At 60.9% G+C, this 25,364-nt stretch carries 24 protein-coding genes; 17 read left to right on the top strand and 7 right to left on the bottom strand.

Translation table 11 applies throughout. The annotated features are described in order from the left end of the window. Positions 1-13 precede the first annotated feature (13 nt). Positions 14-700 carry a rhomboid family intramembrane serine protease gene (locus MK6180000_RS15690; protein WP_138935580.1) on the top strand — a complete coding sequence of 229 codons (687 nt, stop codon included), beginning with the start codon at positions 14-16 and terminating at the stop codon, positions 698-700. Here the strand turns inward: MK6180000_RS15690 and murJ are convergent. From murJ to MK6180000_RS15675, 3 genes are read right to left on the bottom strand one after another with little or no spacing between them, the layout of a single operon-like run. Then, on the bottom strand, positions 691-2,220 hold the full coding sequence (murJ, locus tag MK6180000_RS15685; RefSeq protein ID WP_138936545.1) for a murein biosynthesis integral membrane protein MurJ: 1,530 nt from the start codon (positions 2,218-2,220) through the stop codon (positions 691-693). The genes MK6180000_RS15690 and murJ overlap by 10 nt on opposite strands. 56 nt (positions 2,221-2,276) lie before the next feature. Continuing rightward, complete coding sequence (locus MK6180000_RS15680; RefSeq protein WP_138935579.1) at positions 2,277-5,063, bottom strand: [protein-PII] uridylyltransferase; 2,787 nt, start codon at positions 5,061-5,063, stop codon at positions 2,277-2,279. Positions 5,064-5,086: 23 nt separating this feature from the next. Then, entirely contained in the window at positions 5,087-6,274 is a 1,188-nt protein-coding gene (locus MK6180000_RS15675; RefSeq protein ID WP_138935578.1) for a penicillin-binding protein activator, read from the bottom strand. A 72-nt stretch (positions 6,275-6,346) separates the two neighbouring features. Here MK6180000_RS15675 and rsmI point away from each other — a divergent pair, with 72 nt between their 5' ends. From rsmI to MK6180000_RS15655, 4 genes are all read left to right on the top strand, one after another. Beyond that, positions 6,347-7,222, top strand: coding sequence for a 16S rRNA (cytidine(1402)-2'-O)-methyltransferase (gene rsmI / locus MK6180000_RS15670; protein WP_138935577.1), 876 nt, complete (start codon positions 6,347-6,349; stop codon positions 7,220-7,222). After that, positions 7,222-7,635, top strand: coding sequence for a YraN family protein (locus MK6180000_RS15665; RefSeq protein WP_138935576.1), 414 nt, complete (start codon positions 7,222-7,224; stop codon positions 7,633-7,635). The genes rsmI and MK6180000_RS15665 overlap by 1 nt, the downstream gene beginning before the upstream one ends. A gap of 76 nt (positions 7,636-7,711) precedes the next feature. Then, positions 7,712-8,647: a glutathione synthase gene (gene gshB, locus MK6180000_RS15660; RefSeq protein WP_138935575.1), complete on the top strand. Its 936-nt coding sequence runs from the start codon at positions 7,712-7,714 to the stop codon at positions 8,645-8,647. After that, a complete protein-coding gene (locus MK6180000_RS15655; RefSeq protein WP_138935574.1) occupies positions 8,644-9,543 on the top strand; it encodes an alpha/beta hydrolase in 900 nt (299 codons plus the stop codon). Before gshB ends, MK6180000_RS15655 begins: the two co-directional genes overlap by 4 nt. Here the strand turns inward: MK6180000_RS15655 and MK6180000_RS15650 are convergent. From MK6180000_RS15650 to cobU, 4 genes are all read right to left on the bottom strand, one after another. Then, entirely contained in the window at positions 9,521-11,035 is a 1,515-nt protein-coding gene (locus MK6180000_RS15650) for a YifB family Mg chelatase-like AAA ATPase (RefSeq protein ID WP_138935573.1), read from the bottom strand. The two genes, MK6180000_RS15655 and MK6180000_RS15650, sit on opposite strands and share 23 nt — an antisense overlap. Positions 11,036-11,116: 81 nt before the next feature. Continuing rightward, complete coding sequence (locus MK6180000_RS15645; protein ID WP_138935572.1) at positions 11,117-11,983, bottom strand: glutathione S-transferase; 867 nt, start codon at positions 11,981-11,983, stop codon at positions 11,117-11,119. 59 nt (positions 11,984-12,042) lie between these two features. Beyond that, positions 12,043-12,615 (bottom strand): histidine phosphatase family protein, encoded by a 573-nt coding sequence (locus tag MK6180000_RS15640; RefSeq protein ID WP_138935571.1) that lies wholly within the window; start codon positions 12,613-12,615, stop codon positions 12,043-12,045. Further along, positions 12,612-13,160, bottom strand: a complete 549-nt coding sequence (cobU, locus tag MK6180000_RS15635) for a bifunctional adenosylcobinamide kinase/adenosylcobinamide-phosphate guanylyltransferase (protein ID WP_138935570.1) — start codon at positions 13,158-13,160, stop codon at positions 12,612-12,614. Before cobU ends, MK6180000_RS15640 begins: the two co-directional genes overlap by 4 nt. Before the next feature lie 108 nt (positions 13,161-13,268). Between cobU and MK6180000_RS15630 the strand changes: the two genes are divergently transcribed. From MK6180000_RS15630 to fdhF, 12 genes are all read left to right on the top strand, one after another. Continuing rightward, positions 13,269-14,144 (top strand): RNA polymerase factor sigma-32, encoded by an 876-nt coding sequence (locus tag MK6180000_RS15630; protein WP_138935569.1) that lies wholly within the window; start codon positions 13,269-13,271, stop codon positions 14,142-14,144. Beyond that, a complete protein-coding gene (locus MK6180000_RS15625; protein ID WP_138935568.1) occupies positions 14,141-14,902 on the top strand; it encodes a ChaN family lipoprotein in 762 nt (253 codons plus the stop codon). Before MK6180000_RS15630 ends, MK6180000_RS15625 begins: the two co-directional genes overlap by 4 nt. 60 nt (positions 14,903-14,962) lie before the next feature. Continuing rightward, the gene (gene coaBC / locus MK6180000_RS15620; RefSeq protein WP_138935567.1) at positions 14,963-16,159 is read left to right on the top strand and encodes a bifunctional phosphopantothenoylcysteine decarboxylase/phosphopantothenate--cysteine ligase CoaBC; all 1,197 of its coding nucleotides are present in this window, start codon (positions 14,963-14,965) and stop codon (positions 16,157-16,159) included. Between the two features lie 76 nt (positions 16,160-16,235). Further along, positions 16,236-16,517: an NINE protein gene (locus MK6180000_RS15615; RefSeq protein WP_138935566.1), complete on the top strand. Its 282-nt coding sequence runs from the start codon at positions 16,236-16,238 to the stop codon at positions 16,515-16,517. Between the two features lie 69 nt (positions 16,518-16,586). Beyond that, on the top strand, positions 16,587-16,820 hold the full coding sequence (locus tag MK6180000_RS15610; RefSeq protein ID WP_138935565.1) for a TM2 domain-containing protein: 234 nt from the start codon (positions 16,587-16,589) through the stop codon (positions 16,818-16,820). Between the two features lie 229 nt (positions 16,821-17,049). Next, positions 17,050-17,433: a succinate dehydrogenase, cytochrome b556 subunit gene (gene sdhC / locus MK6180000_RS15605; protein WP_138935564.1), complete on the top strand. Its 384-nt coding sequence runs from the start codon at positions 17,050-17,052 to the stop codon at positions 17,431-17,433. A gap of 11 nt (positions 17,434-17,444) precedes the next feature. Then, positions 17,445-17,816, top strand: a complete 372-nt coding sequence (gene sdhD / locus MK6180000_RS15600; protein WP_138935563.1) for a succinate dehydrogenase, hydrophobic membrane anchor protein — start codon at positions 17,445-17,447, stop codon at positions 17,814-17,816. A 20-nt stretch (positions 17,817-17,836) separates the two neighbouring features. After that, positions 17,837-19,642 carry a succinate dehydrogenase flavoprotein subunit gene (sdhA, locus tag MK6180000_RS15595; protein WP_138935562.1) on the top strand — a complete coding sequence of 602 codons (1,806 nt, stop codon included), beginning with the start codon at positions 17,837-17,839 and terminating at the stop codon, positions 19,640-19,642. Continuing rightward, positions 19,642-19,956: a succinate dehydrogenase gene (locus tag MK6180000_RS15590; protein ID WP_246040547.1), complete on the top strand. Its 315-nt coding sequence runs from the start codon at positions 19,642-19,644 to the stop codon at positions 19,954-19,956. Before sdhA ends, MK6180000_RS15590 begins: the two co-directional genes overlap by 1 nt. A gap of 12 nt (positions 19,957-19,968) precedes the next feature. Beyond that, positions 19,969-20,748, top strand: coding sequence for a succinate dehydrogenase iron-sulfur subunit (locus MK6180000_RS15585; protein ID WP_138935561.1), 780 nt, complete (start codon positions 19,969-19,971; stop codon positions 20,746-20,748). A 150-nt stretch (positions 20,749-20,898) separates the two neighbouring features. Beyond that, positions 20,899-22,584: an NAD(P)H-dependent oxidoreductase subunit E gene (locus MK6180000_RS15580; protein ID WP_138935560.1), complete on the top strand. Its 1,686-nt coding sequence runs from the start codon at positions 20,899-20,901 to the stop codon at positions 22,582-22,584. Continuing rightward, positions 22,584-25,364, top strand: a complete 2,781-nt coding sequence (fdhF, locus tag MK6180000_RS15575; RefSeq protein ID WP_138935559.1) for a formate dehydrogenase subunit alpha — start codon at positions 22,584-22,586, stop codon at positions 25,362-25,364. The genes MK6180000_RS15580 and fdhF overlap by 1 nt, the downstream gene beginning before the upstream one ends.

Here is a 25,364-nt window from a genome sequence, read left to right as displayed (position 1 = left end):
ATGAGCGCCCCCCATGAGCCATCCCGACGATTCCAGCCCATTCAACCCACTGCCGCCGGTCGTGGTGGTCTTGTTCCTTGCCGTGGTGATCCCTGAGCTTGCGTTCTTCCTTGGCTCCAAGGGAGTTATCGGCGGCCCGCAGGCTGTGGGCTGGCGGCAGGCGATGATTCAGGACTATGCCTTTAGCGGTGATCTGCTGCGCTGGATGTTCGCTAACGGGACGTATCCGCCTGAATTGCTGATGCGCTTTGTTAGCTACCCGTTTCTGCATGGCAGCTTTAGCGAGATGATCTTTGCCGCCGCGCTATTGCTGGCAATGGGCAAATTCGTGGGCGAGGTGTTTCGCCCCATGGCATTGCTGGCTGCGTTTTTTATCCCCGCCATCTGCGGCGCGCTGGTCTATGGCCTGATCGCGCGGGACAATCCGTGGCTCTATGGCGCCTTTCCGGGCATCTATGGCCTGATTGGGGCGTTTACCTACCTTCTATGGCTCAAGCTGGGCCAGCAGGGTGGCAGCCAATCACGTGCCTTTGTGCTGATTGGCTTCCTGATGGGCGCGCAACTCCTCTTTAGCCTGCTCTTTGGCGGCACGCTGCGCTGGGTCGCGGACCTGACGGGGTTCTGCACCGGCTTCTCGGCGTCATTCGTGCTGCGCCCCGGAGGCTGGTCCAAACTGCGGGCGCGATTGCTTCAGCGCTGACGCTTTAGCGCGGCTTTCAACTCGCTCTTTTTGAATGCACCAAACATGCGACCCGCGAAGTAATAGACGACGCCGCCCAGCACGATCAGCAAGACCAGTGCCATCCATCGCCAATTGGCCACACCAAAGAAAGGCGACAGCGCCACCATCAGCGCCCACAGGGCAACGCCCATGACGGCTGATGCGGCGCAAATACGCCACATGCGGCTGCGAAAGCGGTCATCAAAGCGGGCGACCTCGCCAAACGGGCGCACGCCGCGTGCCAGTAGCAAGACCATCGCCCAGCCAGCGATCGTTGTGCCGATGGCGGCTGCGATCCAGCCGATATAGGGCGAAAGGCCAATGGCCAGCGCTGCGTTCACCACCAGAGAAACGATGGCATAGTGGAACGGCCGTTTGGTATCCTCGCGCGCGAAATAAATCGGTTGCAGCACTTTTTGCAGCACAAAGGCCGGCAGGCCGAGGCCATAGATCGCCACCGCCAGCGCGGTGGCAGCAGTATCGTCGACGCCAAAATTGCCGCGCTGAAATAACACGGTAATCAGAGGGATTGGGACAACGACCAGCGCCACAGCGCACGGCACGGTCAGCGCGAGCGAGATCTCTCCCGCTCGGCTGAGTGCCATGCGGGCGCCCGATCCATCGTCTGCGCGCAAACGGCGCGACAGATCCGGTAGCAGCACAATACCGACGGCGATGCCGACCACGCCCAAAGGCAACTGGTACAGGCGGTCAGCAGCATAAAGCCAGCTAACCGCACTCTCGAAATTCGACGCGACCTGCTGGCCGACCAGAAGGTTTATCTGCATCACGCCGCCCGCCAATGCCGCAGGCACGGCTATGCGCACCAACTGCTTCATGGCGGGGGTCCAGCGGGGGCGCACGGGTACGATACGCTGACCTGCGCGCGTGGCGGCGACCCAAACCAGCGCCAGTTGCACGACGCCCGCGAACGGGATCGTCCAGACCAACGCGCCCGGAACGCTGCCGCCCGTCCAGACAGCGACGCTCATTGAGGTGCAGAGCATGATGTTCAGCAACACCGGTGCGGCCGCAGCGGCAACGAACCGCCCGGTGGAATTCAGGACCCCCGACAGAAGCGCTGCAAGCGAAATGAAGAAGATGTAGGGAAACACGACGCGCCCGAATTCGACAGTCAGATCGAACCGCTGATCGCCTGCGAAACCCTCAGCCGTGGCCCAGACCAGCGCGGGCATAAAGATCATCGCGAGTGCGACCACGAATAGCAACACAAGCGCGAGGCCGCTAAACGCCAGCTGCGCAAAACCCTCGGGATCGTCGCCGCCCTCAAGCCGTTTAGAAAACATCGGAACGAAGGCCGCATTAAATGCACCCTCGGCAAAAAAACGGCGGAACATGTTAGGCAGGCGAAATGCTGCGACAAATGCGTCCATGATGGGGCCGGGCCCGATCAGCCCCGCGATCATAATATCGCGCACGAAGCCCAAGATACGGCTGAGCATCGTCCAGCCGCTCACGGTGAAAACGCTTGTTAGCATGCGTACAGGGCGCGGCGTATGTGCTGGGCGCGGTGTCTGAATTGTCTTGTCGTCGCTCACTCGATGGCCCTTTGCGTGCCTTCGGAAATTGCCGCACGTAATTTCGCCTCTAGCGATTTCTGCTTGGCATCCGAATAGAATTTCAAACCGAACATGTCCTTGACGTAGAAAGTATCGACGACCTGCTCGCCAAAGGTGGCGATTACGGCGCTGGCGATGTAGACGTTGGCCGCCGCCAGCGTGCGCGTCAGGTCATATAGCAAGCCGGGACGGTCGCGGGTGTCGACTTCGACGATCGTATAGATCTCGGACCCCTCGTTGTCGAAGGTAATATGCGTAGGCACGCGAAACGCGCGCTCGCGCTTTTTGATCTTGTCGCGCGACTTGATCGCGTCGCGGGCCACCACCTCGCCCTTTAGCGTCTTGAGGATGGTCTGGCGCAGGCGTGGCAGCCTCTCGCTTGCAAAGGGATGGCCGTCCGCGTCCTGAATCCAGAATACCGCCGTGGCATAACCGTCCTTAGACGTATATGTGCGCGCATCGACCACATTTGCGCCTACTAGAGCCAGAGCGCCGGCAAGGCGCGAAAATATCCCGGGATGGTCGGACATGACAAAGCAGGCTCGCGTGGCATCGCGGTCCTCGTCAGGGTGCAGGTCGATGCCGATCTCGCCGTCTTTGCCGCCGATGTCCTGCAGCAGGCGGGCGAATATGACATGCGCTGTGACGTGCAGACCCTGCCAGTAGGGCGGGTAATGGCGCGCGGTTTCCTCTTTGAGTGCTTTTGCGTCCCAACCCTTTAGCGCCTGTCGCAGTTTGCGCTTGGCGTCTGATCCGCGCTGCTCGCGGTTCAGATCCTCCAGCCCGTTTTCCATCGCGCCAAGGGTTTGGCGATAGAGCGCACGCAAGAGTGACGCCTTCCAGTTGTTCCACGTGCCCGGCCCGACGCCAGATATGTCGCAGACCGTCAACACGCATAGCAGGTCCAGCCGCTCGCGCACCTGCACCGCCTTGGCAAAGTCGCGCACAGTGCGCGGATCCGCGATGTCGCGCTTTTGCGCCATGTCCGACATCAAGAGGTGATAGCGCACCAGCCATTCGACGGTATCCACCTCGCGCGGTTTAAGCCCCAGACGCGGCGCCACCTTGCGCGCAATCTTGGCGCCAAGGATCGAATGATCCTCGCTGCGGCCCTTGCCAATATCGTGCAGCAGCAGCGCGACATAGAGGATGCGCCTGTTCACGCCATTCTTGAGGATTGAGGATGCGATCGGCAGCTCTTCGATCAGCTCCCCGCGCTCGATCCGGGCGAGGTGGCTGATGCATTGGATCGTATGTTCGTCCACCGTGTAGTGGTGATACATATTGAACTGCATCATCGCCACGATCGGCTCGAACTCGGGGATGAAGGCGGCCAGCACGCCCAGCTCGTTCATGCGGCGCAGCGCACGCTCAGGATTTCCGTGGCGCAGCATGAGGCCAAGAAACAGCTTTTGCGCGGCTGGATCGTTGCGCACCTCATCAGTGAAAAGATCCAGATTGGCCGTGATCAGCCGCATCGCATCGGGGTGGATCAGCAGGCCAGTGCGCAGCGCCTCATCAAAGATGCGCAGGATGTTCAGCGGATCGCCAAGAAAGGCAGTGTCGTTTTCGATTGCGAGGCGGCCATGCACCTCGCCAAAACCGTCCTTCAGCTTGCGCTTGCGGCGGAAAAGACGCTGAAGCAATGGCTCGGATTTGACATGGGCCGCCTCTAGCTGCGTTAGGAAAATGCGTGTCAGATCGCCAACGGCGGTGGCGTGGCGGAAATAGTCCTGCATGAAAATCTCGACGCCGCGCCGCCCGGCGCGGTCGGAGTAACCCATCCGTTCGGCTACGGCGACTTGCAGATCAAAGGTCAGTTTGTCGCTGGGGCGTCCGGTGATCAGATGCAACTGGCAGCGCACGGCCCAGAGAAAATTCTCGGCCTGCGCAAAGGTGTCGAACTCTTCGGGCGTGAACATGCCCTGCCGGACGAGATCGGCCTTATCGGTGACGCGGTAGGTGTATTTGGCGATCCAGAAGAGCGATTGCAGGTCGCGCAGCCCGCCCTTTCCCTCCTTGACGTTCGGCTCGACCATATAGCGCTGGCCGCCTTGCTTTTGGTGGCGCGTCTCGCGCTCGTCCAGCTTGGCCTGGGTGAACTCACGTTCGGTTCCGGAAAACAGATCGTTCCAGAGGCGGTGGCGCAGATCGCCGGCCAACTCAGTATCACCCGCCAGCCAGCGATGCTCCAGCAGGGAGGTGCGAATGGTAAAATCCTCTGACCCAAGGCGCAGACAATCGCGAATGGTGCGGCTTGCATGGCCCACTTTCAGGCGCAAATCCCACAGGATGTAGAGCATGGACTCAATCACGCTCTCTGCCCAGCCGGTGATTTTGTAGGGGGTCAGAAACAGCAGATCGACGTCTGATTCGGGCGCCATTTCGCCGCGCCCATAGCCGCCGACAGCAACGACGCTGAGGCGCTGGGATTCAGTTGGGGTCGGCAGGGGATGCATGACATCTGTCGCCAGACGGTACGTAGCCAGCACAAGGCAGTCCGTTAGCCAACTATAGGCGCGCGTCGCGGCGCGCGCGCGCAACGGCTCGGCGGCCAGCGCGGCGGCGATGACGTCGCGCCCGCGCCGCATCTCGGCCCCAAGGATATCAACAGCGTATTTACGCAGGTCGTCGACCTCTGAGGGCTGCCATTCGGCGAGCCGTGCATCCACTGCCTCGCGGTCAAATATGTCCTCTGCCGCGCAGATTAAATCGCCCGGCGCGCCTTGCTGCACCGGGCTATCGCCTGGGATGTGTATCATAGCGTCCCGTGTCCGGGGCAGGATTACGAGCCTGCCCCACCAAAGCCACGAGGCGCCGGATCAAGGATCACAACCTTGCCGCCGCGCACTGTCGCCACTGCGAGGCCGCGTTGGTTCGTGCCGTCACCGCGCAGGCGGAAGACACCGTCGACGCCCTGAAAACCTGCCGATTGCGTCAGGCCAGATTTGGACAACGCATTGCGCTTACCCGTCTTGATTAACGCGCCGACGGCAGCGATCCCATCATAGGCGAGGCCCGCAATTGGGTGCGGCTGATTGCCATTCGTCTGTGCAAAGCGTGACTGGAAACGGGCAGCCTTGGTCTGATCGGGCATGGCAAACCAACCGCCCTGAACGCCCGGAAGCGCCAGTGTCTGCGGCGGTGTATCCCAGCGGGCAAGGCCGATATACTGCATCATCGCCGGGTCCAGGCCGTTTTCCGGAAGCATCTGAGCGAACAGCGGCAGAGCGCCGGCAGAATTGGCAGTCAAAAATATCGCGTCAGCCGAATTGGTCTGCGCCGCCGAAGTGATCTGGGGCACCGCAGCGACGACACCGTTCTGCGAGAAATCATAGCCCACATTCGCGACGATTTGCGCGCCGGAGTTTGCAGCCGCCTTGGCGATAGCCTGCTGGCCCAACTGACCAGCGAGGTTATTGGAATAGACGGTCAGAATACGCTTCTTGCCTTGTCGCGCGGCAAAACGGGTCAGCCGATCTGCTGTGTTGTCAAAGGTCTGGCCGAGGATAAAGAGGTTGCCACCCGCGATGGTCGGGTTGTTGGAAAACGCGAGAACATTCACGTTTTTAGGCGCGACGGCCACCGCGACGGCGTTGGCAGATTCGGCGTGCAGCGGCCCGATGATGATCTTTGCCCCATCGGCGACGGCATTGAGCGCGGCCTGCTGCGCCTGTGCTGGCTGGCCTGCGGTGCCATAGACGCGTAGATCAATCTGCACGCCGGACAGGTCAGCAACTGCCATGCGCGCCGCTGCCTCCAGATCACGCGCTAGCGCGGCCTCGCCGGGCCCGGATGATCCGTGGGGCACCAAAAGCGCCACCATTACAGGGGCGCCGGGGTCAATCGGTTGTCCTGCGCCGCCGCCCAGACCGGCCATCCCCGCAGGCTCGCACGCGGCGATCCACAGAATGGACAAAACCGCGACAATGCGGGCCAGCATCTTGCGGGCGGAAGGCAAAACAGCAAACATGGGGAGATTCCTCGTTTCGGACGTTTGAACACGCGTTGCGGGCAATAATAGACGTCATGAGGGGCGGGTCCAGTGGTGAATCATATCAGGCAAACTCTTGCCCCCGGTCTGTATCTGGTGGCGACGCCCATTGGGGCAGCGCGCGACATCACATTGCGGACGCTGGATATCCTCGCCTCGGCCGATGTGATTGCCGCCGAGGACACGCGCAGCCTGCGTAAGCTGATGGATATCCACGCAGTTCCGCTGGAGGGGCGGCCTCTGCTGGCCTATCACGATCATAACGGAGGACGTGTGCGCCCCCGCCTGTTGGAAGCGCTGAGCAGCGGAAAATCAGTGGTTTATGCATCAGAGGCAGGCACACCGATGGTGGCCGATCCTGGCTTTGACCTGGCGCGCGCTGCGATTGCAGATGGCCATGGCCTGATCTCGGCGCCTGGCCCGTCGGCGGTGATCACGGCGCTGACTTTGTCGGGATTGCCGACTGACAGATTCCTCTTTGCGGGTTTTTTACCGAACACGGCCACTGCGCGGAAAACCGCGCTACGCAGTCTGAGCGATGTGCCAGCGACGCTTGCTTTCTACGAATCGCCCAAGCGAGCAGCGGCGATGCTGCGCGATGCCGCATCCGTGCTGGGCCAAGACCGGCAGGCCGCCGTTTGCCGCGAGTTAACCAAAAAATTCGAGGAAGTTCTGCGCGGCACGCTAGGCGAGCTTGCCGCCGAGATGGCTGAGACTCCGCGCAAAGGTGAAATGGTGGTGCTGATAGACAGGGCGGGCGAACGGACCGTTAACCTATCTGATATAGAAGAGGCGTTGCGCGCGGTGATGAATGATATGTCTGTACGTGACGCCGCAGACGCGGTTTCGCACGATTTAGGCCTGAAACGGCGACAGGTCTATCAGATCGCCCTGAAGCTTAGCAGCGAAGACGAAGGGGGCGGTTGATGACACAATTGGTGGGTTCCCAAGACAGCAAGCGGGCGCCTGCTCCGGCGCGACGCGACCGAGGTAAACGCGCCTATAACTCCGGCCTTGCCGCTGAAAATCGTGCCGTAGCGCTTTATGCGGCCGCCGGACTGCATCTGCTGGAAAGTCGATGGCGCGGAAAAAGTGGGGAGATTGATCTGATCCTCACGGATGGCGAGAAAATCGTCTTTGCCGAGGTCAAGCAGGCCCGCACCCATGACGCGGCCATTGCCAGCCTTCGGACCGCACAGATGCGCCGTATTCACGCCGCCGGATCAGAGTATCTCGCTCATTGCCCCAAAGGACAGCTGACGGACGTACGCTTTGATCTCGCCGTGGTCGATGGCGCGGGTCGCTGCAAAATCATGGAGGGTCTGTTCTCGCATTTCTGAATTGCACCCTTGCCGCCCTTGACGCATGTAGACCGGGTGGCAAATCAGCCAAGGTAGCAAAACAGGGGGCCAGCCCATGAAAATTGCGTTCCAGATGGACCCGATCGGGCCGATCAATTTCGACGCAGACAGTACGTTCCGCCTTGCCGAAGAGGCGCAGGCGCGGGGGCATGAGCTGTTCTACTACACCCCCGAGCACCTCGCCTATGACGAGGGGCGCGTCACGGCACGCGGCCAATCTCTGAAGGTGCAGCGCGTGAAAGGCGATCATGCGATCCTCGGCGAATTGGAAACTGTCGATTTGGCGGATTTCGATGTGGTTTGGCTGCGGCAAGACCCCCCTTTCGATATGTTCTATATCACCACCACACACCTGCTGGATCGGCTCGCGCCGGATACTCTGGTGGTGAATGATCCCTTTTGGGTTCGAAATTTTCCGGAAAAGCTGCTGATCCTCGACTTTCCCGATTTGATGCCTCCCACTGCAATCGCGCGTGATCTGGACACAATCCGCGCCTTTCGCAAGCGTCATGGCGACGTGATCTTGAAACCACTTTATGGCAATGGGGGCGCGGGTGTGTTCCTGCTTAACCATGGTGACAGTAATCTCAGCTCGCTGCACGAGATGTTTACCGGGTTCAGCCGCGAGCCGCTGATCGTACAGAAATTTCTGCCGGACGTGTCGAAGGGTGACAAGCGCATCATCCTCGTCGATGGCGAGCCTGTGGGCGCGATCAACCGCGTCCCCGCCGAGGGCGAGACGCGGTCGAACATGCATGTCGGTGGGCGGCCTGAAAAGGTCGATCTGACTGACCGTGACCGCGAGATTTGCGCAGCTATCGGCCCGCGCCTGCGGGAAAAGGGGCAGGTTTTCGTCGGGATAGACGTGATCGGGCGCTACCTTACCGAGATCAATGTTACGTCTCCAACAGGCATTCAGGAGTTGGAGCGCTTTGACGGGGTCAACATCGCGGGCAAGATTTGGGATGTGATCGAGGCGAAACGCGCGTGAGTTTGCGCGCGCGGCTTCTGAATGGCTGGCTGCGCCAGACCGAGAAGAGGTATCTGGCGCGCGTCACTGACCCAGCGGTATTGCGCGGCCACATAGAACGTTCCGCGAGACTTTGCTTTCATCCGCCGCGCGGCACTAAATTCTCCAATATCTCTTTGGGCGAGCCGCAGCTTCCGGCGATTGAGGTCAGGCCGCCGGGCAGCGTCGCCGGTCCTCTGATCCTTTATTTTCACGGCGGCGGCTACCTTTTTGGCTCGCCGCGAACGCACAGGGCGATGGTGGCGCATCTTGCCGCGCGTACCAGGATGCGGGCAATCCTGCCGCGGTACCGCCTTGGACCCGAGCACCCCTTTCCCGCCGCGCCAAGCGATGCGCTGAGCGCATATCGAGGCGTGATGGACCATCCAGGCGGTGTGATTCTGGGCGGCGATAGCGCAGGGGGCGGGCTGGCACTGGCCCTTCTGGCGCAGATTGGGTCGCTGGGGTTGCGCCAGCCGATTGGCACCTTCTGCTTTTCGCCGCTGACGGACCTGACCTTTTCAGGGGGCACCTTTATCACGAACGCAGAGGCTGATTCACTGCTGTCCGCGCACCGGGCGGCGGAAATGGCGCAGATGTATATGCAAGGGTCGGACGCCACCGATCCGCGCGCGTCGCCGCTGTTTGCGGATTTCGCCGGTGCAGGGCCTGTTTGGTTGGCCGCGGCAACAACGGAAATTCTGCTGGACGACACAAGGCGGATCGCCGACCGGCTGATGACACAGGGTATTGATGTGACCTGCGTGATCGAGCGGGATTTACCGCATGTTTGGCCAATGATGCACGGATTGATTCCTGAGGCGGGCCAGACGCTGGCCGAACTCACTGGCTGGATTACGTCTCTTTCGCGCTTGTGATGCGATAGCTGGCGGCCTCGGCCACGTGGGGGCGGCGAACCGTGTCTGATCCGTCTAGGTCCGCGATGGTGCGCGCAACCCGCAATACCCGGTGGTAGCCACGCGCCGATAGGCCGAACCGCTCTGACATGCGGGTCAGCAGGTCGCGGCCCTCAGCGTCGGGTGTGGCGACATCGCTGAGAATGCCGCCCTCAGCGTCTGAGTTTAATCTCGTTCCTGGCATGTCCGCATAGCGGTTGGCCTGTAGGGCCTGCGCACCTGCCACGCGCGCCGCCACCTCGGCAGAGCTGTCGCCGGACGCCGGCAGATCCAGATCGGCAAAGCTGACGGGAGGCACTTCGACACGCAGATCGAACCGGTCCATCAGCGGCCCGCTGATGCGGCCCATATAATCGTCGCCGCAGACTGGCGCGCGGCTACACGCGCGGGCGGGCTCGCTGAGATATCCGCATTTACATGGGTTCGCAGCGGCGATCAGCATAAAGCGGCAGGGATAAGTGACGTGCGCGTTGGCGCGGGCAATCATTACTTCGCCCGATTCGATTGGCTGGCGCAGCGTTTCCAGCACGGTGCGCGAGAACTCGGGGAATTCGTCCATGAAGAGGACGCCGTTATGGGCCAGACTAATCTCGCCCGGGGATGCGCGCCTGCCGCCCCCAACGATGGCGGCCATTGATGCGGTATGATGTGGCTCGCGGAAGGGACGCGAGCGGCTGATGCCGCCCTCGGTCAGCAGGCCCGCTAGCGAGTGGATCATCGACGTCTCCAACGCTTCGCGCGGGTCCAATGGCGGCAGGATCTCCGGCAGGCGGGCGGCCAGCATCGACTTGCCCGATCCCGGTGTGCCAATCAGCATCAAGTGATGGCGGCCAGCCGCGGCAATCTCGAGCGCACGTTTGGCGCGCTCCTGCCCTTTGACATCGCGTAGGTCGCGGGCAAAGGCGGGCGCGATGACCTCGCCGGGCTCGGCCGGGGTAAGGGGGGATTGGCCGGTAAAGTGGCGTACAACGTCTGCCAGAGTTGCCGCGCCGATGACATGTGCCGCCCCGACCCAAGCTGCCTCGGCGCCTGATGCCTTGGGGCAAAGAAGTGTGCGGTCTTCCTCGGCGGCGGCCATGGCGGCGGGCAAGGCGCCGATCACGGGCATGATGGTGCCGTCCAGCGATAGCTCACCCAGCGACGTGGTTCCCTCAATCGCGTCCTTGGGGATGATCTCCAGCGCGGCCAGCAGGGCCAGCGCAATCGGCAGGTCAAAATGGCTCCCCTCTTTGGGCATATCGGCGGGGCTAAGGTTAACTGTGATCCACTTCGATGGCAGCGCGATCGCCATGGATGTCAGGGCTGTGCGCACGCGGTCGCGCGCCTCGCTGACCGCCTTGTCCGGCAGCCCAACGAGGGAAAAGGCAGGCACGCCGGGCGTGACGGCGCATTGCACCTCCACGTGGCGGGCCTCTACCCCCTCAAAGGCGACCGTATAGGCGCGCGCAATCATTCATTGCCCCTTTTGGCGGAAACGTTGGTTAACGAATGCGCCGCAGAGATTTAAGAATGGTTAACGAATGGTGAAAAACCGCTAGACCAGTGCCATGAACTTTGGCCAGGCCTCGGGGTCTGCGACGGTCTTGTCGCGGCAGCGAGGATTGCACATGCCAAAGATGCGGCTGTCCATTTCCATCAGATGCGTGACTGGTTTGCCGGAATAGGGGCAAGCGGCGTTTTCTGGCGTGCCGCCATCCACCGCCTTTGCTGGGCGGGGCGAGGGGCCGGGCCATGTGCCGGTAGCATCGTCGCGGCGGTAACGCTCCAGATCGTCGCCAACCACCTGCGCCAGCGCGCGCCAACGGCGAAAGGATGGATCGGCAAGATGCGCGTCTACATATGCCCGTGCGCTGGTCGAGACAGGCAGGTCGTAGCCAGCGATACGCGCCGCTACCGGAGCGTAGAACGCATCGACAATACCGTACTCGCCGCACAGCCATGGGCCATTTGGCGCGCAGGTGGCGCGGGCGTGATCCCAGACCAGCTCGAGCCTGCACAGATCGGCCAGAACGGCGTCTGAGGGCGCGAAATCCGTATAGGCCTTACGCAGGTTCATCGGGCAATCGCTGCGCAGGGCGGTAAAGCCTGCATGCATCTCTGCCGCCACTGTGCGGGCGGTGGCGCGGGCCAGCGGCTCGGCGGGCCAGAGAGGCAGATCGGGATGGCGACTTGCCAATTCCTCAGCAATGGCGAGCGATTCGCCAATCAGCGCGCCGTCGGATGTACGGACAGACGGCACTGTTTTCGCAGGCGCCCAGTCGGGCATCAGGTCCGGTACGTGGCCATCTGCGAATGCGATTTCGGTCAGCCGCCGGTCTATGCCGAAGTGATCGAACAGCAGCCACGCGCGCATGGACCAGCTGGAATAGGCGTAATCGCCAATGATGAGGTCATATGTCATGCGCATGATGCTACCCCGCGCCCCACCGTGCGCAAAGTCAGCAATTGTGCGGCATGCCATCAAGGTAAATGATTTATCTCGCCCGCGTGCCAGCGCACGCCGTCATGTTGCAGTAAGGTTACCGACATATTATCGATCCGGTGGCCGAAGGCCTGATAGGCTGTGATCCCCATCGCAATCTGCACCTGTGTCAGGATCGCGCCCATGTGGGCGACGGCGATGATGTCGCGTCCCGGATGGGCGGTGCAGAGGGCGGTCGCGGCGGCGGTCACGCGGGCGCTTGCCATGTTCCACGATTCGCCATCTGGCGCGGTCAGATTGCCCGGCGTTTCCCAGAATGCACGCAAGCGGTCCGGCTGGGGCGCACTATCGAAATCGGCCATTTCCCAAGCGCCAAAGTTAATCTCGCGCAGGCGCGGGTCGTCAGGCAAACGTTGCCGCGCGCCCATGATCGCGCTGGCCGTATCGCGGGCGCGGATCAGGTCCGACGACACGATCAGCGCGTCTTGCGGCAAGTGATCCGAAAGGCGGGTTAGCTGTGCCGTGTCGCTCAGATCGGCGGGCAGGTCTGTCCAGCCAACCATGGCCTTTGCGTGGGTCGGACCGTGCCGCACCCAAAAGAACCGGCTCACGAAAGGGTGCCCTTCGGGGCGCACGGAAGCGTTCCTTTTAGCGCAAGAGGAAGGCCAGCGGTGACCAGCGCCACCAGCCCGGCCTCGGCAGCCAGCCGCTGATTCAACGCGCCCTGCGCCTGCTGAAAACGGCGCGCCAATGCGTTATCCGGCACGACCGACAGCCCGACCTCGTTCGATACGACGACAACGGGCGCGGCGCAGGCAGCCAGCGCCTCTATCAATGCCGTGGTGGCGGCATCCACGTCACTTTCCGCCAGCAAATGATTGCTCAACCACAGCGTCGCGCAGTCCAGCAGGATTGCCTGATCCGGCGTGGCGGCAATTAGCGCCTGGGCCACGTCCAACGGCGCTTCAATGGTCATCCATCCATCGTTGGCGCGCATGTCCCGGTGGCGCGCGATCTTGGCACGCATCTCGTCATCATACGCCTCAGCCGTCGCTAAGTACATGCGGGCAGGGGATGCGGCGCGCACCAATCCCTCGGCATAGGCTGATTTGCCCGAGGCCGCGCCTCCCAGCACCAATGCGAGCGGTGGCAACATTAAATATGAACCCTTTTATGATCCGAAACGTTTCCTAACCCGTAACACTTGGCGAATGAGTGAAAAAGAGCGCACAGGAAAACGCTCGCTTATCTGAGGGGAAGTTCCATGGCTATTGACGTTCAGCAAAACAGCATGTCTCGCAAGGCCATGAAGGCCGAACTCCTCGATGCCGAGACGGAGCTAAAACTTGCATTCGCCTGGCGCGATCAGCGCGATGAGGAGGCGCTTCACCGACTGATTACCGCCTATATGCGCCTCGCGATTTCGATGGCGTCCAAATTCCGCCGCTACGGCGCGCCAATGAACGACCTTATCCAAGAGGCGGGTCTCGGCCTGATGAAGGCTGCTGAAAAGTTCGATCCTGATCGTGGTGTACGGTTTTCCACCTATGCTGTTTGGTGGATTAAGGCGAGCATTCAGGATTACGTTATGCGTAACTGGTCGATGGTGCGCACCGGCTCCACCTCCTCGCAGAAGTCGCTGTTTTTCAACATGCGCCGTGTTCAGGCCCGGCTGGAGCGTGAGGCCATGGCGCAAGGTCATGAGCTGGATGGCTATCAACTGCGCGAATTGATCGCACAAGAGGTTGGCGTTCCGCTGCGCGACGTAGAGATGATGCAGGGACGTCTTTCTGGGTCAGACTTTTCGCTGAATGCCACGCAGAGCAGTGAGGACGAGGGCCGCGAATGGATCGACGCGCTAGAGGATGATGCCCCGCGCGGGGATCAACTGGTAGAGGTCGACCACGACCACGGCGCGCTGAAGGTCTGGCTGACCGAGGCGATGGACAAGTTGAACGAGCGCGAACGCTTTATCGTGCGCGAGCGCAAGTTGCGCGATGATCCTCGCACGCTGGAAAGCCTTGGACAGGAATTATGCCTGTCAAAGGAACGTGTCCGGCAGCTAGAAGCAGCCGCGTTTCAAAAGATGCGCAAGACGCTTGAGGCGAATGGCGGCGAGGTTCAGAGCCTGTTGGCGTGATCCGCTGGGCATGCATTCTGGCGCTTTTTGCCGCGCCAGTTGCGGCGCAAGATATCTGGGTGTTGGGCGAGGTTCATGACAACCCGGCCCATCATGCTGTTCAGGCCTCACGCGTGGCCGAAATTGCGCCGAAGGCGTTGATTTTCGAAATGTTGACGCCTCAGGACGCCGCAAAGGTGACCCCTGATCTGCGTGATGATGCAGATGCGCTGGCCGCTGCGCTGAATTGGGAAGGCAACGGATGGCCAAGTTTTTCCCAATATTTTCCAATAATTGCCGCGGCACCTGAGGCGGTTATCTTTGGGGCGGGCGTGCCTCGGGAAATGGCCCGCAAGGTGGGTCAGGTCGGTCTCGCCGCGGCCTTTGGTGAGAATGCGGTCGCTTTTGGTCTAACATCGCCTCTGCCCAGCGAGCAGCAACGCGCGCGCGCGCAATTGCAGGCCGATGCCCATTGCGGCGCGCTGCCACCTGTGATGCTGCCTCTGATGGTCGACATACAGCGTTTTCGTGACGCTTCGCTTGCGCGCGCGGCGCTGGCCGCACTGGCACAGACGGGCGGCCCAGTAGCTGTGATCACAGGTAACGGCCATGCGCGCACCGATTGGGGGATGCCCGCGCTGATCGCACAGGCTGGCCCGGCTGCAAAAATCTACACTGTGGGCCAAGGCGAGGATGGCATCGCGCCTGATGGCACTTTTGACGAGGTTGTCTACGCCCCCGCCCCTAAACGCGATGACCCTTGCGAGGTGTTCCGCTAGGCGCTTGGCCTTGTCTTGGGCGCGTTGGGGTCATACCGTTGCCCCGCTCAGGAGGGCGTTATGCTGGCATCCAAACGAATACTGCTCATCATCGGCGGCGGCATCGCGGCCTTCAAGGCGCTGGACCTGATCCGCCGCTTGCGCGAGCGTGGCGCGGTCGTCACGCCCGTCCTGACCCGCGCTGGGGCCGAGTTCGTCACGCCACTATCGGTATCTGCACTGGCAGGGGCTAAGGTCTATACCGATCTGTTCGATCTGACGGACGAGGCCGAAATGGGCCACATCCAACTAAGCCGCAGCGCTGACCTAATCGTCGTTGCGCCCGCCACGGCCGACCTTATGGCCAAGATGGCGCAAGGGCACGCCAGCGATCTGGCCTCCACCCTCTTGCTGGCGACGGACACGCCCGTCCTGATCGCGCCCGCGATGAACGTTCGCATGTGGCAGCACCCCGCGACGCAGCGCAATATCGCCACGCTGCACGGTGACGGAATCGCATTTACCGGCCCCAATGACGGCGATATGGCCTGCGGCGAGCATGGTCCGGGACGCATGGCCGAACCACTGGAGATTGTCGCCGCAATCGACGCTGCGCTAGCGGAAGGGCCGCTCAAGGGACGCCGCATCCTCGTCACCTCAGGGCCCACGCATGAGCCGATAGACCCCGTTCGCTACATCGCCAATCGATCTTCTGGCGCGCAGGGCACGGCCATTGCGCGCGCGCTAGTGCGCTTAGGCGCTGAGGTGGTGTTTGTCACAGGCCCGGCGGATACGCCCCCGCCCGATGGCGTAGAATTGCACCGCGTTCAGACGGCGCAGCAGATGCTGGAGGCGTGTCATGCCGCGCTGCCAGTTGATGCCGCGATCTGCGCGGCGGCTGTGGCCGATTGGCATGTTAAGAGTGCCTCCACATCCAAGATCAAAAAGGGCGCAGGCGGCCTGCCGCAGTTGGAGTTTGCCGAGAACCCCGATATTTTGGCCACCATCGCGCAGTTGAGCGCAGGGAGGCCCGCCCTTGTCATCGGCTTTGCCGCCGAGACCAACGATGTCATCCAAAACGCCATAGCTAAACGGCTTCGCAAAGGGTGCGACTGGATCGTCGCCAATGACGTCAGCCCCGAAACGGGCATCATGGGCGGCGCTGACAACGAGGTAGCGCTGATTTCCGATGAAGGCGCCGACCATTGGCCGCGCATGTCCAAGGCAGACGTGGCGAACAGGCTGGCCGCGCGCATTGCCGAGACATTGGCCAAATAGGCGCGCTGAAATTAAGTTGCGCGCCCGCCGCGATTGCGACAAAAAGACCGCTTTAACCAAATAGAGCGCCCCGCTGATGCAGCATTCGCCCGAAAAATCCCCTAAATCCTACGGCATTGCCGTGATGCTATGCGGAATTTTCGGCATTCTCGGCGTCCATCATTTCTACCTTGGAGACTGGCTTTATGGGCTGGCCGACGCCGCTCTGGTCATCCTTGCCGTAGGTTTTGCGGTGCAGGGCTATCCGGGCCTGGCGCTACTGGTTTTATTGATCGACGGCTTGCATACGATCATCATCTTTTACTTCCTCATCATAGAAAAATGGCGCGACGGCCAAGGCCGGCCCTTTCTTCTTTAGCTTATTTAAGCCGTAGTTTGCCCAAATTTGGCACGTACGGGAAATGTGCAATTAAAAGGAACGCATATTATGACACAGACAAACATGACCGGCCCCGTTAGCGAAAAGAAGTTCGTTCCGGCCGTTCTACTCTGCTTTTTTCTAGGCAGCCTCGGCATCCACCGTTTCTATCTGGGCAAGGCCGTGACCGGCATTTTAATGCTGCTGACGCTGGGGGGCTTGGGTATTTGGACCATCATCGACTTTGTGCGCCTCATCGTTGGCTCGATGAAGGACAAGAATGGCCTTCCGCTTCAGCATTGAGGCACTGGTGACGAATCTGTCCACGCCGCCCTAGCACACTAACGGCGCGACCATAGAAATATGTGATCACACAGATAATTGTGTGATCACAAAATGCCGTATCCTTGCGGTTGCGGCTCGATTTGTTGACTTTGCTCTGGGCAAGCGCGCTCAACCCGCTAAATCATCGGCAAGTCATCGCGCAGGCGCCCGCTATGCCGCGCGAAAGCCAAGCAAAGGACAAATAGACATGGCCGATGTGGACAGGGGCGATCGCCCGCTTTCACCGCATATTGCGATCTACCGCCCTCAGCTGACATCAATCACCTCGATCCTCACGCGGATTACTGGAAACGCGATGATCGTGGCGATGCTATTGATTGTATGGTGGTTTGCCGCTGCTGCGACCTCGCCCGAGGCGTTCAGCTGGGCTAACGCTGTGATTACCAGTTGGTTCGGCGATTTAGTCATGCTCCTGTCACTATGGGCGCTGTGGTATCACACGCTGGCGGGCATTCGGCATCTGATTTGGGATACCGGATCAATGCTGGAAATCGGCCGCGCCGAGATGCTGGGCTGGATCTGCGTTGGCGGGTCTGTTCTGCTGACAATCCTTACAGTCATCATTATCTGAGGGGGCCGGAGATGCGATATTTAACAGACCGCAAGCGTGCCGAGGGGCTGGGATCGGCCAAATCGGGGGTTCATCACCACTGGTCAATGATCGTCAGCTCAGTCGCGCTGTTGCTGCTAATCCCTTTGTTCGTATTCACGTTTGGCCCGATCTTGGGGTCGGACTATGCCGAAGTCACCGCGTATTTCGCGCGCCCCTTCCCGGCAATCATAGCCGCACTAACGCTGATCGTAGGCGCGAAACATTTTGTCGGTGGTTTTCAGGTGATGATCGAGGACTACATGCATGGCACACCGCAGAAGGTGACGCGGATCGTGATGACATGCATAGCCTATGCGGCAGTCGCGGTCGGGCTTTTCGCGCTCGCCAAGCTTGCCTTTTGAATAGACCGGAGTGACGACACATGGCCGATTACGAATACGAAACGCATGATTATGACGTCGTGGTCGTCGGGGCAGGCGGCGCAGGCTTGCGCGCCACGCTTGGCATGGCCGAACAGGGTTTGCGCACAGCCTGCGTGACCAAGGTGTTTCCAACGCGCTCGCATACGGTCGCGGCGCAGGGCGGTATCGCCGCGTCGCTTAGCAACATGGGCCCGGACCACTGGCAGTGGCATATGTATGACACCGTCAAAGGGTCTGACTGGCTGGGCGATACTGACGCGATGGAATATCTGGCCCGCGAGGCGCCCAAGGCGGTGTATGAGCTAGAGCATTACGGCGTCCCGTTCAGCCGCACAGAAGAGGGCAAGATATACCAGCGCCCGTTTGGTGGCCACACAACCGAATTTGGCGAAGGCCCGGCAGTGCAACGTACCTGCGCCGCTGCCGACCGCACGGGCCACGCAATCCTGCACACGCTTTACGGCCAAAGCCTGAAGCAAAAGGCCGAGTTTTACATCGAATATTTTGCCATCGACCTGCTGATGTCGGACGATGGCGCCTGCACTGGCGTTGTCTGCTGGAAGTTGGACGACGGCACGATGCATGTCTTTAACGCCAAGACCGTCGTTCTGGCGACGGGCGGTTATGGCCGCGCTTATTTCTCCGCGACCTCCGCGCATACCTGCACCGGTGACGGTGGCGGCATGGTGGCGCGCGCTGGACTGCCACTGCAGGACATGGAGTTTGTCCAGTTTCACCCCACCGGAATTTACGGCGCAGGCTGCCTGATCACCGAAGGCGCGCGGGGCGAAGGCGGATATCTGACCAACTCCGAAGGCGAGCGTTTTATGGAGCGCTATGCGCCTCAGTACAAAGACCTCGCGCCGCGTGACTATGTCAGCCGCTCAATGACTATGGAAATTCGCGAGGGGCGCGGCGTCGGCAAGGACGCAGATCACATCCACCTGAACCTGTCGCACCTGCCGCCCGAAGCGTTGCATCTGCGCCTGCCGGGTATCTCCGAGTCGGCCAGGATTTTTGCCGGCGTCGACGTCACCAAAGAGCCGATCCCGGTTCTGCCCACCGTTCACTATAACATGGGTGGCATCCCCACAAACTATTGGGGCGAGGTGCTCAACCCGACGGAGGCTGACCCCAAGGCCATCGTCCCCGGCCTGATGGCAGTCGGCGAGGCCGGCTGCGCAAGCGTCCATGGCGCCAACCGGCTCGGCTCCAACTCGCTGATCGACCTAGTCGTGTTCGGCCGCGCCGCCGCGATCCGCGCGGGCAAAGTGGTGGACCGTGATGCCGCCATTCCCGCCACTGATAAGGCTGGCGTTGATAAAGCGCTCGACCGCTTTGACAACATCCGCAACGCCAACGGCGGCACACCAACGGCAGAGTTGCGCGACGATATGCAACGCACGATGCAGGCTGATGCCGCCGTGTTCCGCACGTCCAAGACGCTTGCCGAAGGATTGGAGAAGATGACCGCCATCGCGGCCAAGCTGGACGATCTGCATGTCACCGACCGCAGCCTGATCTGGAACACCGATCTGATGGAAACGCTGGAACTGACAAACCTCATGCCGAACGCGATGGCCACCATTGCCGGCGCCGAGGCCCGTCACGAGAGCCGGGGCGCCCACGCCCACGAGGATTTCGCCAAGCGCGACGATGAGAAATGGCGCGTCCACACCATCGCACGCGTGCATGGCAAGGATGTCGATCTCAGCTATCGGCCTATCGTCGAGACACCGCTGACCACCGAGGCAGAAGGTGGCATTTCGATGAAGAAGATCGCGCCCAAGGAGCGCACATTCTGATGAAAGCTCTCGCGATCCTAGCGCTCGCCGCGCTGACAGCCTGCACCACCGCCAATGACATGGCTGACGATCTGGCGCGAGGTCGGGCCAAGGCGGTAGTGAACACTTATGTCACGACTAACTATCCCGGCCTGAACGCCGCGCCGATCACCGATTGCATCATCGACGCCGCGAACGCGCGCGAGATTCTGCAAATCGCGAGCGGCGCGGTAACTGGCGTGGACGCGTCGGTAGCCGAACAGATTGGCCAGATCGCGCGCCGCCCCGAATCCTTGCAATGCATTGCCCAGAACGGCCTGACCCTGTTGGGCTGATAGGAGTAGAAGATGGTTCAACTGACCCTTCCAAAGAACAGCCGCATGGTCACGGGCAAGACATGGCCCAAGCCTGAGGGTGCGACCAATCTGCGCAAGTTCAGCATCTATCGCTGGTCGCCCGACGATGGCGAAAACCCCCGCGTCGATACATATTTCGTCGATATGGACGATTGCGGCCCGATGATTCTGGACGCGCTGATCAAGATTAAGACGGACACCGATCCGACCTTGGCCTTCCGCCGCTCCTGCCGCGAGGGTATCTGCGGCAGCTGCTCAATGAATATAGGCGGCATCAATACGCTGGCCTGCATCTATGGCATGGATGAGGTGAAGGGCGACGTGAAAATCTATCCGCTGCCCCACATGCCCGTGGTACGCGATTTGATAACCGATCTCACTCACTTCTACGCCCAACACGCGTCGATTGAGCCATGGCTGGAGACTGATACGAATGCGCCTGCGAAGGAATGGAAGCAGTCCATCGAGGACCGAGAGAAGCTGGATGGCCTTTACGAGTGCGTGATGTGCGCGTGCTGCTCGACGGCCTGCCCCAGCTACTGGTGGAATGGCGACAAGTATCTGGGACCAGCGGCGCTGCTGCACGCCTATCGCTGGATCGTAGACTCGCGCGATGAGAATACTGGCGAGCGGCTGGATGATCTGGAAGATCCGTTCAAGCTGTATCGCTGCCACACGATCATGAACTGCACCAAGACATGCCCCAAGGGTCTGAACCCGGCCAAGGCCATCGCGAACATCAAGAAGTTAATGATTGAGCGCGCAGTTTGATCCCAAAGTGACGCAAGCAGTATAGCAGGCCGCATCGCGGCCTGCTTTTGTGTTCTCACGGTCCGGTGTTTTCTGCCAGATTTTCAACACGCGTCTGTTGACTGTCGGGAAAATAAATTAAACACTGGGAAATTAACGTGAGGAGTCGTCATGGGTGCGGATCAGGGTAGCGGTGTATGGAAATCGGGGCGTGGCAAAGGCCGTGTCACGCCCAAAGGGCGCCAGTTAGATGACGCCGCATGGGATGATGTGCGTGGCCTGCTGGCTGGCCGCATCATCCGGCGCGATCATCTGATCGAATACCTCCACCTCATTCAGGACAAGTTCGGCCACCTCTCGGCCGCGCATTTGCGCGCTTTGGCCGAGGAGATGCGTCTGGGCATGGCCGAAATCTACGAGGTTGCGACCTTTTACGCCCATTTCGACGTAGTGAAGGAGGGCGAGACACCCCCGCCCGCGCTAACGATCCGCGTCTGCGATTCGCTTAGCTGTGAATTGGCAGGCGCGCAGGAATTGAAATCTGCGCTGGAGAAGGGGCTGGACCCCGCCGAGGTCCGCGTATTGCGCGCGCCGTGTATGGGGCGCTGTGATACTGCCCCAGTGCTGGAACTGGGCCACGCCCATATTGATCACGCGACGCCTGAAAAAGTGGACGCCGCAATTGCAGGCGGCCACACCCATCCGCACATCCCCGACTACGAGGCGTTCGAGGCCTACCGCGCCGATGGCGGCTACAAAGTGCTTGCTCAGCTTCGCAAGGACGGAAACTTTGAGACGGTTCAGCAGACCCTGCTAGATGCGGGGCTTCGCGGCCTCGGCGGCGCGGGTTTCCCGTCGGGTAAGAAATGGGGCTTCGTACGTGACGCCCCCGCACCACGTTATCTGGCCATCAATGGCGACGAGGGCGAGCCTGGTACCTTTAAGGATCGCTACCATTTGGAGCGCACGCCTCACCTCTTTCTGGAGGGCATGCTTATCGCCGCATGGGCCGTCGAGGCGCAGACCTGTTTTATCTACATGCGCGATGAATATCCCGCTATTCTGGAAATTCTCGCCCGCGAGATTGCCGCGCTCGAAGATGCCGGGCTTGCGCCCAAGGGATACATTGAACTGCGGCGCGGCGCGGGCGCGTATATCTGCGGCGAAGAAAGCGCGATGATCGAATCCATCGAGGGCAAGCGCGGTATTCCGCGCCACCGCCCACCCTTTGTGGCGCAGGTCGGCGTGTTCAATCGCCCTACACTGGTGAATAACATCGAAACCCTGCACTGGGTCACGCGCATTCTGCGCGAGGGCGGCGAGATTATGTCAGGCGTCGAGAAGAATGGCCGCAAAGGCATGCGCAGCTATTCTGTCTCGGGCCGTGTTCAGAATCCGGGCGTGCATTTGTTGCCGGCCGGATCGACAATCACCGATGTTATTGAGGCCGCTGGCGGCATGCTGGAGGGGCACAGCTTCAAGGGCTATCAGCCGGGCGGTCCGTCCTCGGGCCTGCTGCCTGCGTCAATGCACGATATCCCGCTGGATTTTGACACCCTGCAGCCGCATGGTACCTTTATCGGGTCCGCCTCTGTCGTAGTGCTTAGCGACAAAGACAGCGCGCGCGGCGCGGCGCTGAACATGTTGCGCTTTTTCGAAGATGAAAGCTGCGGGCAGTGTACGCCCTGCCGGGTCGGCTGTGAAAAGGCGGTCAAGTTGATGCAGGCCGATAAATGGGATCAGCCGCTGCTGGAGGAGCTATGCACCGCCATGGCCGACGCTTCGATCTGCGGTCTAGGACAGGCGGCGCCCAATCCGATACGATCCGCGATGAAGCATTTCCCGGAGGAAATCTGATGTCCGATACGAGAACAGAGACGGTCACCTTCACGCTGGACGGCGCCGAAGTTACCGCGCCCAAGGGCCAGACGATCTGGGAAATCAGCCATGGCCGTGGCCTGATCATCCCGAACCTGTGTCACAAGCCGCAGCCGGGCTATCGCCCCGATGGCAACTGCCGCGCCTGTATGGTCGAGGTTGAAGGCGAGCGAAATTTGATTGCCTCCTGCATCCGCGAAGCCACCGATGGAATGGTTGTAAAAACTGATACCGCGCGCGCCAAGCAGGCCCGCAAGATGGTGATCGAAATGCTGGTCGCGGACCAGCCAAAGCCTGAGGCCGCGCACGACAAATCCAGCCACCTGTGGGACATGGCCGAGTTGCAAGGCGTCGAAAGCAGCCGCTTTCCCAAGCTGGAGAAGGCGCGCATTCCGTTGCTAGACGACACACATATCGCGATGAGCGTTAACCTTGACGCGTGCATCCAATGCGGCCTGTGCGTACGCGCCTGCCGCGAGGTTCAGGTGAACGATGTGATCGGCATGGCCGGGCGCGGACATGACACCTATCCGGTGTTTGATTTCGACGATCCGATGGGCGAAAGCACTTGCGTCGCCTGCGGTGAGTGTGTGCAGGCCTGCCCGACGGGCGCGCTGATGCCGTCGAGCGTAGTGGACGCCAATCAGGTTGGCGACAGCGCCGATTTCGATACAGAGACCAAGAGCATCTGCCCCTTCTGCGGTGTTGGTTGCCAGATCTCGCTAAAGGTGAAGGACGGCAAGGTTAAGTATGTTGAGGGGCTTAACGGCCCTGCCAACGAGGGGCGTCTGTGCGTCAAAGGCCGATTCGGCTTTGACTATATTCACCATCCTCACCGCCTGACCAAGCCGCTGATCCGCCGCGACGATGCCCCCGCCAAGGGACTGAACGTCGATCCGGGCAACTGGCAGGCGCATTTCCGCGAGGCCGAATGGGACGAGGCACTGGATCTGGCCGCTGGTCGTCTCAAAGGGCGCGGGCGCGAAGTCGCGGGCTTTGGCAGCGCCAAATGCACTAATGAGGAGGCGTATCTGTTTCAGAAACTGATCCGCCAAGGCTTTGGCCATAACAACGTCGATCACTGCACGCGTCTGTGTCATGCCTCGTCCGTGTCCGCCCTGATCGAGAACGTCGGTTCGGGCGCCGTGACGGCGACCTTTAACGAGATTGAGAATGCGGACGTCGCTATCGCCATCGGCTGCAACCCGGTCGAAAACCATCCCGTCGCCGCCACCTATTTTAAGCAGTTCACCAAGCGCGGTGGCAAGTTGATCGTGATGGACCCGCGCGGGCAGGGACTGAAGCGGTTCGCGTCGCACATGCTGCAATTCCGCCCCGGCACAGACGTGAGTATGCTGAACGCGATCATGCACACGATCGTCGAGGAAAAGCTCTACGATCAGCAATATATCGACGCCTACACCGAGAATTGGGAAGCTGAAAAGGCGCATTTGGCCGACTTCTCCCCTGAGAAGATGGAAGGTATCTGCGGCGTCCCAGCGGAAACGCTGCGCGAGGTCGCGCGCACTTTTGCCGGCGCTAAATCCGCGATGATTTTTTGGGGCATGGGTGTGTCGCAGCACATCCATGGCACGGATAATTCGCGCTGCCTGATTTCGCTTGCGCTTATGTGCGGCCAGGTTGGACGACCCGGCGCTGGCCTGCATCCGCTGCGTGGCCAGAACAATGTGCAGGGCGCCAGCGACGCGGGCCTCGTCCCGATGTTCCTGCCCGACTACCAAAGCGTCACAGATGGCGGTGTACGCAAAGCGTTTACCGAAGTCTGGGACAGCGGTGATTTCAGCGCAGAAAAGGGCCTGACTGTCACCGAGATCATGGATGCGGTCCATGACGGTAACATAAAGGCGATGTATATTCTGGGCGAAAACCCCGCCATGTCGGACCCAGATGTAGAGCACGCCCGCGATGCGCTGGCCAAGTTGGACACGCTGGTGGTGCAGGACATCTTCCTCACCGAAACGGCGAACTATGCTGATATCATCCTGCCAGCCTCGGCCTTTGCCGAAAAATCCGGCACCGTGACCAACACCAACCGTCAGGTGCAGATCGCTCGCCCCGCCGTGCCGCCCATCGGCGACGCGCGCGAGGATTGGAAGATTACGGTGGATCTGGCAAACCGTCTGGGCCTGAACTGGCACTACGACAGCCCCGCTGACATCTTTGCCGAGATGAAACTGAACATGCGCAGTCTCGACAACATCACTTGGGAGCGGCTGGAAAACGAGGGCGCGGTGACGTATCCCTCGCTGTCACCCACCGATCCCGGACAGGCCATCGTCTTTGGCGACGGCTTCCCGCGGCCAGACGGGCGCGCGCGGTTTACGCCTGCATCTATCATCGCGCCAGACGATGTGCCGGACGAAGAATACCCGATGATCCTGACCACCGGCCGCCAGCTGGAGCATTGGCACACCGGATCAATGACGCGCCGCTCGCGCGTGCTGGACGCGGTGGAGCCTGAGGCAAACTGCTCGCTTCACCCCAGCACTCTGCGCAAGCTGGGCGTGGAGCCGGGCGAGCATGTACGCCTGACCACCAAGCGCGGCACCATCAGCATCATGGCACGCTCCGACCGCGCCGTTTCGCCCGATATGGTGTTCCTCCCCTTCGCCTTTGTCGAGGCGGCGGCGAACATTCTGACAAACCCGGCGATCGACCCCTACGGCAAGATCCCGGAATTCAAGTTTTCGGCCGTAAAGGTCGAAGCCGATAACCAAGCATCCGTCGCAGCACAGTGA

Source organism: Roseovarius arcticus, from assembly GCF_006125015.1.
Classification (GTDB): Bacteria; Pseudomonadota; Alphaproteobacteria; order Rhodobacterales; family Rhodobacteraceae; genus Roseovarius; species Roseovarius arcticus.
Note: the sequence above shows the minus strand (reverse complement) of the source record. Positions and strands in the feature narration are given on the sequence as shown.

What these genes read in the sequence shown, in the direction of transcription:
- MK6180000_RS15610 (WP_138935565.1), top strand. Translation starts at nt 16,587, where the DNA reads ATGACACAGACAAACATGACCGGCCCCGTTAGCGAAAAGAAGTTCGTT.
- MK6180000_RS15590 (WP_246040547.1), top strand. Translation starts at nt 19,642, where the DNA reads ATGAAAGCTCTCGCGATCCTAGCGCTCGCCGCGCTGACAGCCTGCACC.
- MK6180000_RS15585 (WP_138935561.1), top strand. Translation starts at nt 19,969, where the DNA reads ATGGTTCAACTGACCCTTCCAAAGAACAGCCGCATGGTCACGGGCAAG.
- MK6180000_RS15645 (WP_138935572.1), bottom strand. Translation starts at nt 11,983, where the DNA reads ATGACATATGACCTCATCATTGGCGATTACGCCTATTCCAGCTGGTCC.
- gshB (WP_138935575.1), top strand. Translation starts at nt 7,712, where the DNA reads ATGAAAATTGCGTTCCAGATGGACCCGATCGGGCCGATCAATTTCGAC.
- fdhF (WP_138935559.1), top strand. Translation starts at nt 22,584, where the DNA reads ATGTCCGATACGAGAACAGAGACGGTCACCTTCACGCTGGACGGCGCC.
- MK6180000_RS15680 (WP_138935579.1), bottom strand. Translation starts at nt 5,063, where the DNA reads ATGATACACATCCCAGGCGATAGCCCGGTGCAGCAAGGCGCGCCGGGC.
- MK6180000_RS15630 (WP_138935569.1), top strand. Translation starts at nt 13,269, where the DNA reads ATGGCTATTGACGTTCAGCAAAACAGCATGTCTCGCAAGGCCATGAAG.
- sdhA (WP_138935562.1), top strand. Translation starts at nt 17,837, where the DNA reads ATGGCCGATTACGAATACGAAACGCATGATTATGACGTCGTGGTCGTC.
- MK6180000_RS15580 (WP_138935560.1), top strand. Translation starts at nt 20,899, where the DNA reads ATGGGTGCGGATCAGGGTAGCGGTGTATGGAAATCGGGGCGTGGCAAA.
- MK6180000_RS15665 (WP_138935576.1), top strand. Translation starts at nt 7,222, where the DNA reads ATGACACAATTGGTGGGTTCCCAAGACAGCAAGCGGGCGCCTGCTCCG.
- MK6180000_RS15675 (WP_138935578.1), bottom strand. Translation starts at nt 6,274, where the DNA reads ATGTTTGCTGTTTTGCCTTCCGCCCGCAAGATGCTGGCCCGCATTGTC.
- coaBC (WP_138935567.1), top strand. Translation starts at nt 14,963, where the DNA reads ATGCTGGCATCCAAACGAATACTGCTCATCATCGGCGGCGGCATCGCG.
- murJ (WP_138936545.1), bottom strand. Translation starts at nt 2,220, where the DNA reads ATGCTAACAAGCGTTTTCACCGTGAGCGGCTGGACGATGCTCAGCCGT.
- MK6180000_RS15615 (WP_138935566.1), top strand. Translation starts at nt 16,236, where the DNA reads ATGCAGCATTCGCCCGAAAAATCCCCTAAATCCTACGGCATTGCCGTG.
- sdhD (WP_138935563.1), top strand. Translation starts at nt 17,445, where the DNA reads ATGCGATATTTAACAGACCGCAAGCGTGCCGAGGGGCTGGGATCGGCC.
- MK6180000_RS15650 (WP_138935573.1), bottom strand. Translation starts at nt 11,035, where the DNA reads ATGATTGCGCGCGCCTATACGGTCGCCTTTGAGGGGGTAGAGGCCCGC.
- MK6180000_RS15690 (WP_138935580.1), top strand. Translation starts at nt 14, where the DNA reads ATGAGCCATCCCGACGATTCCAGCCCATTCAACCCACTGCCGCCGGTC.
- cobU (WP_138935570.1), bottom strand. Translation starts at nt 13,160, where the DNA reads ATGTTGCCACCGCTCGCATTGGTGCTGGGAGGCGCGGCCTCGGGCAAA.
- sdhC (WP_138935564.1), top strand. Translation starts at nt 17,050, where the DNA reads ATGGCCGATGTGGACAGGGGCGATCGCCCGCTTTCACCGCATATTGCG.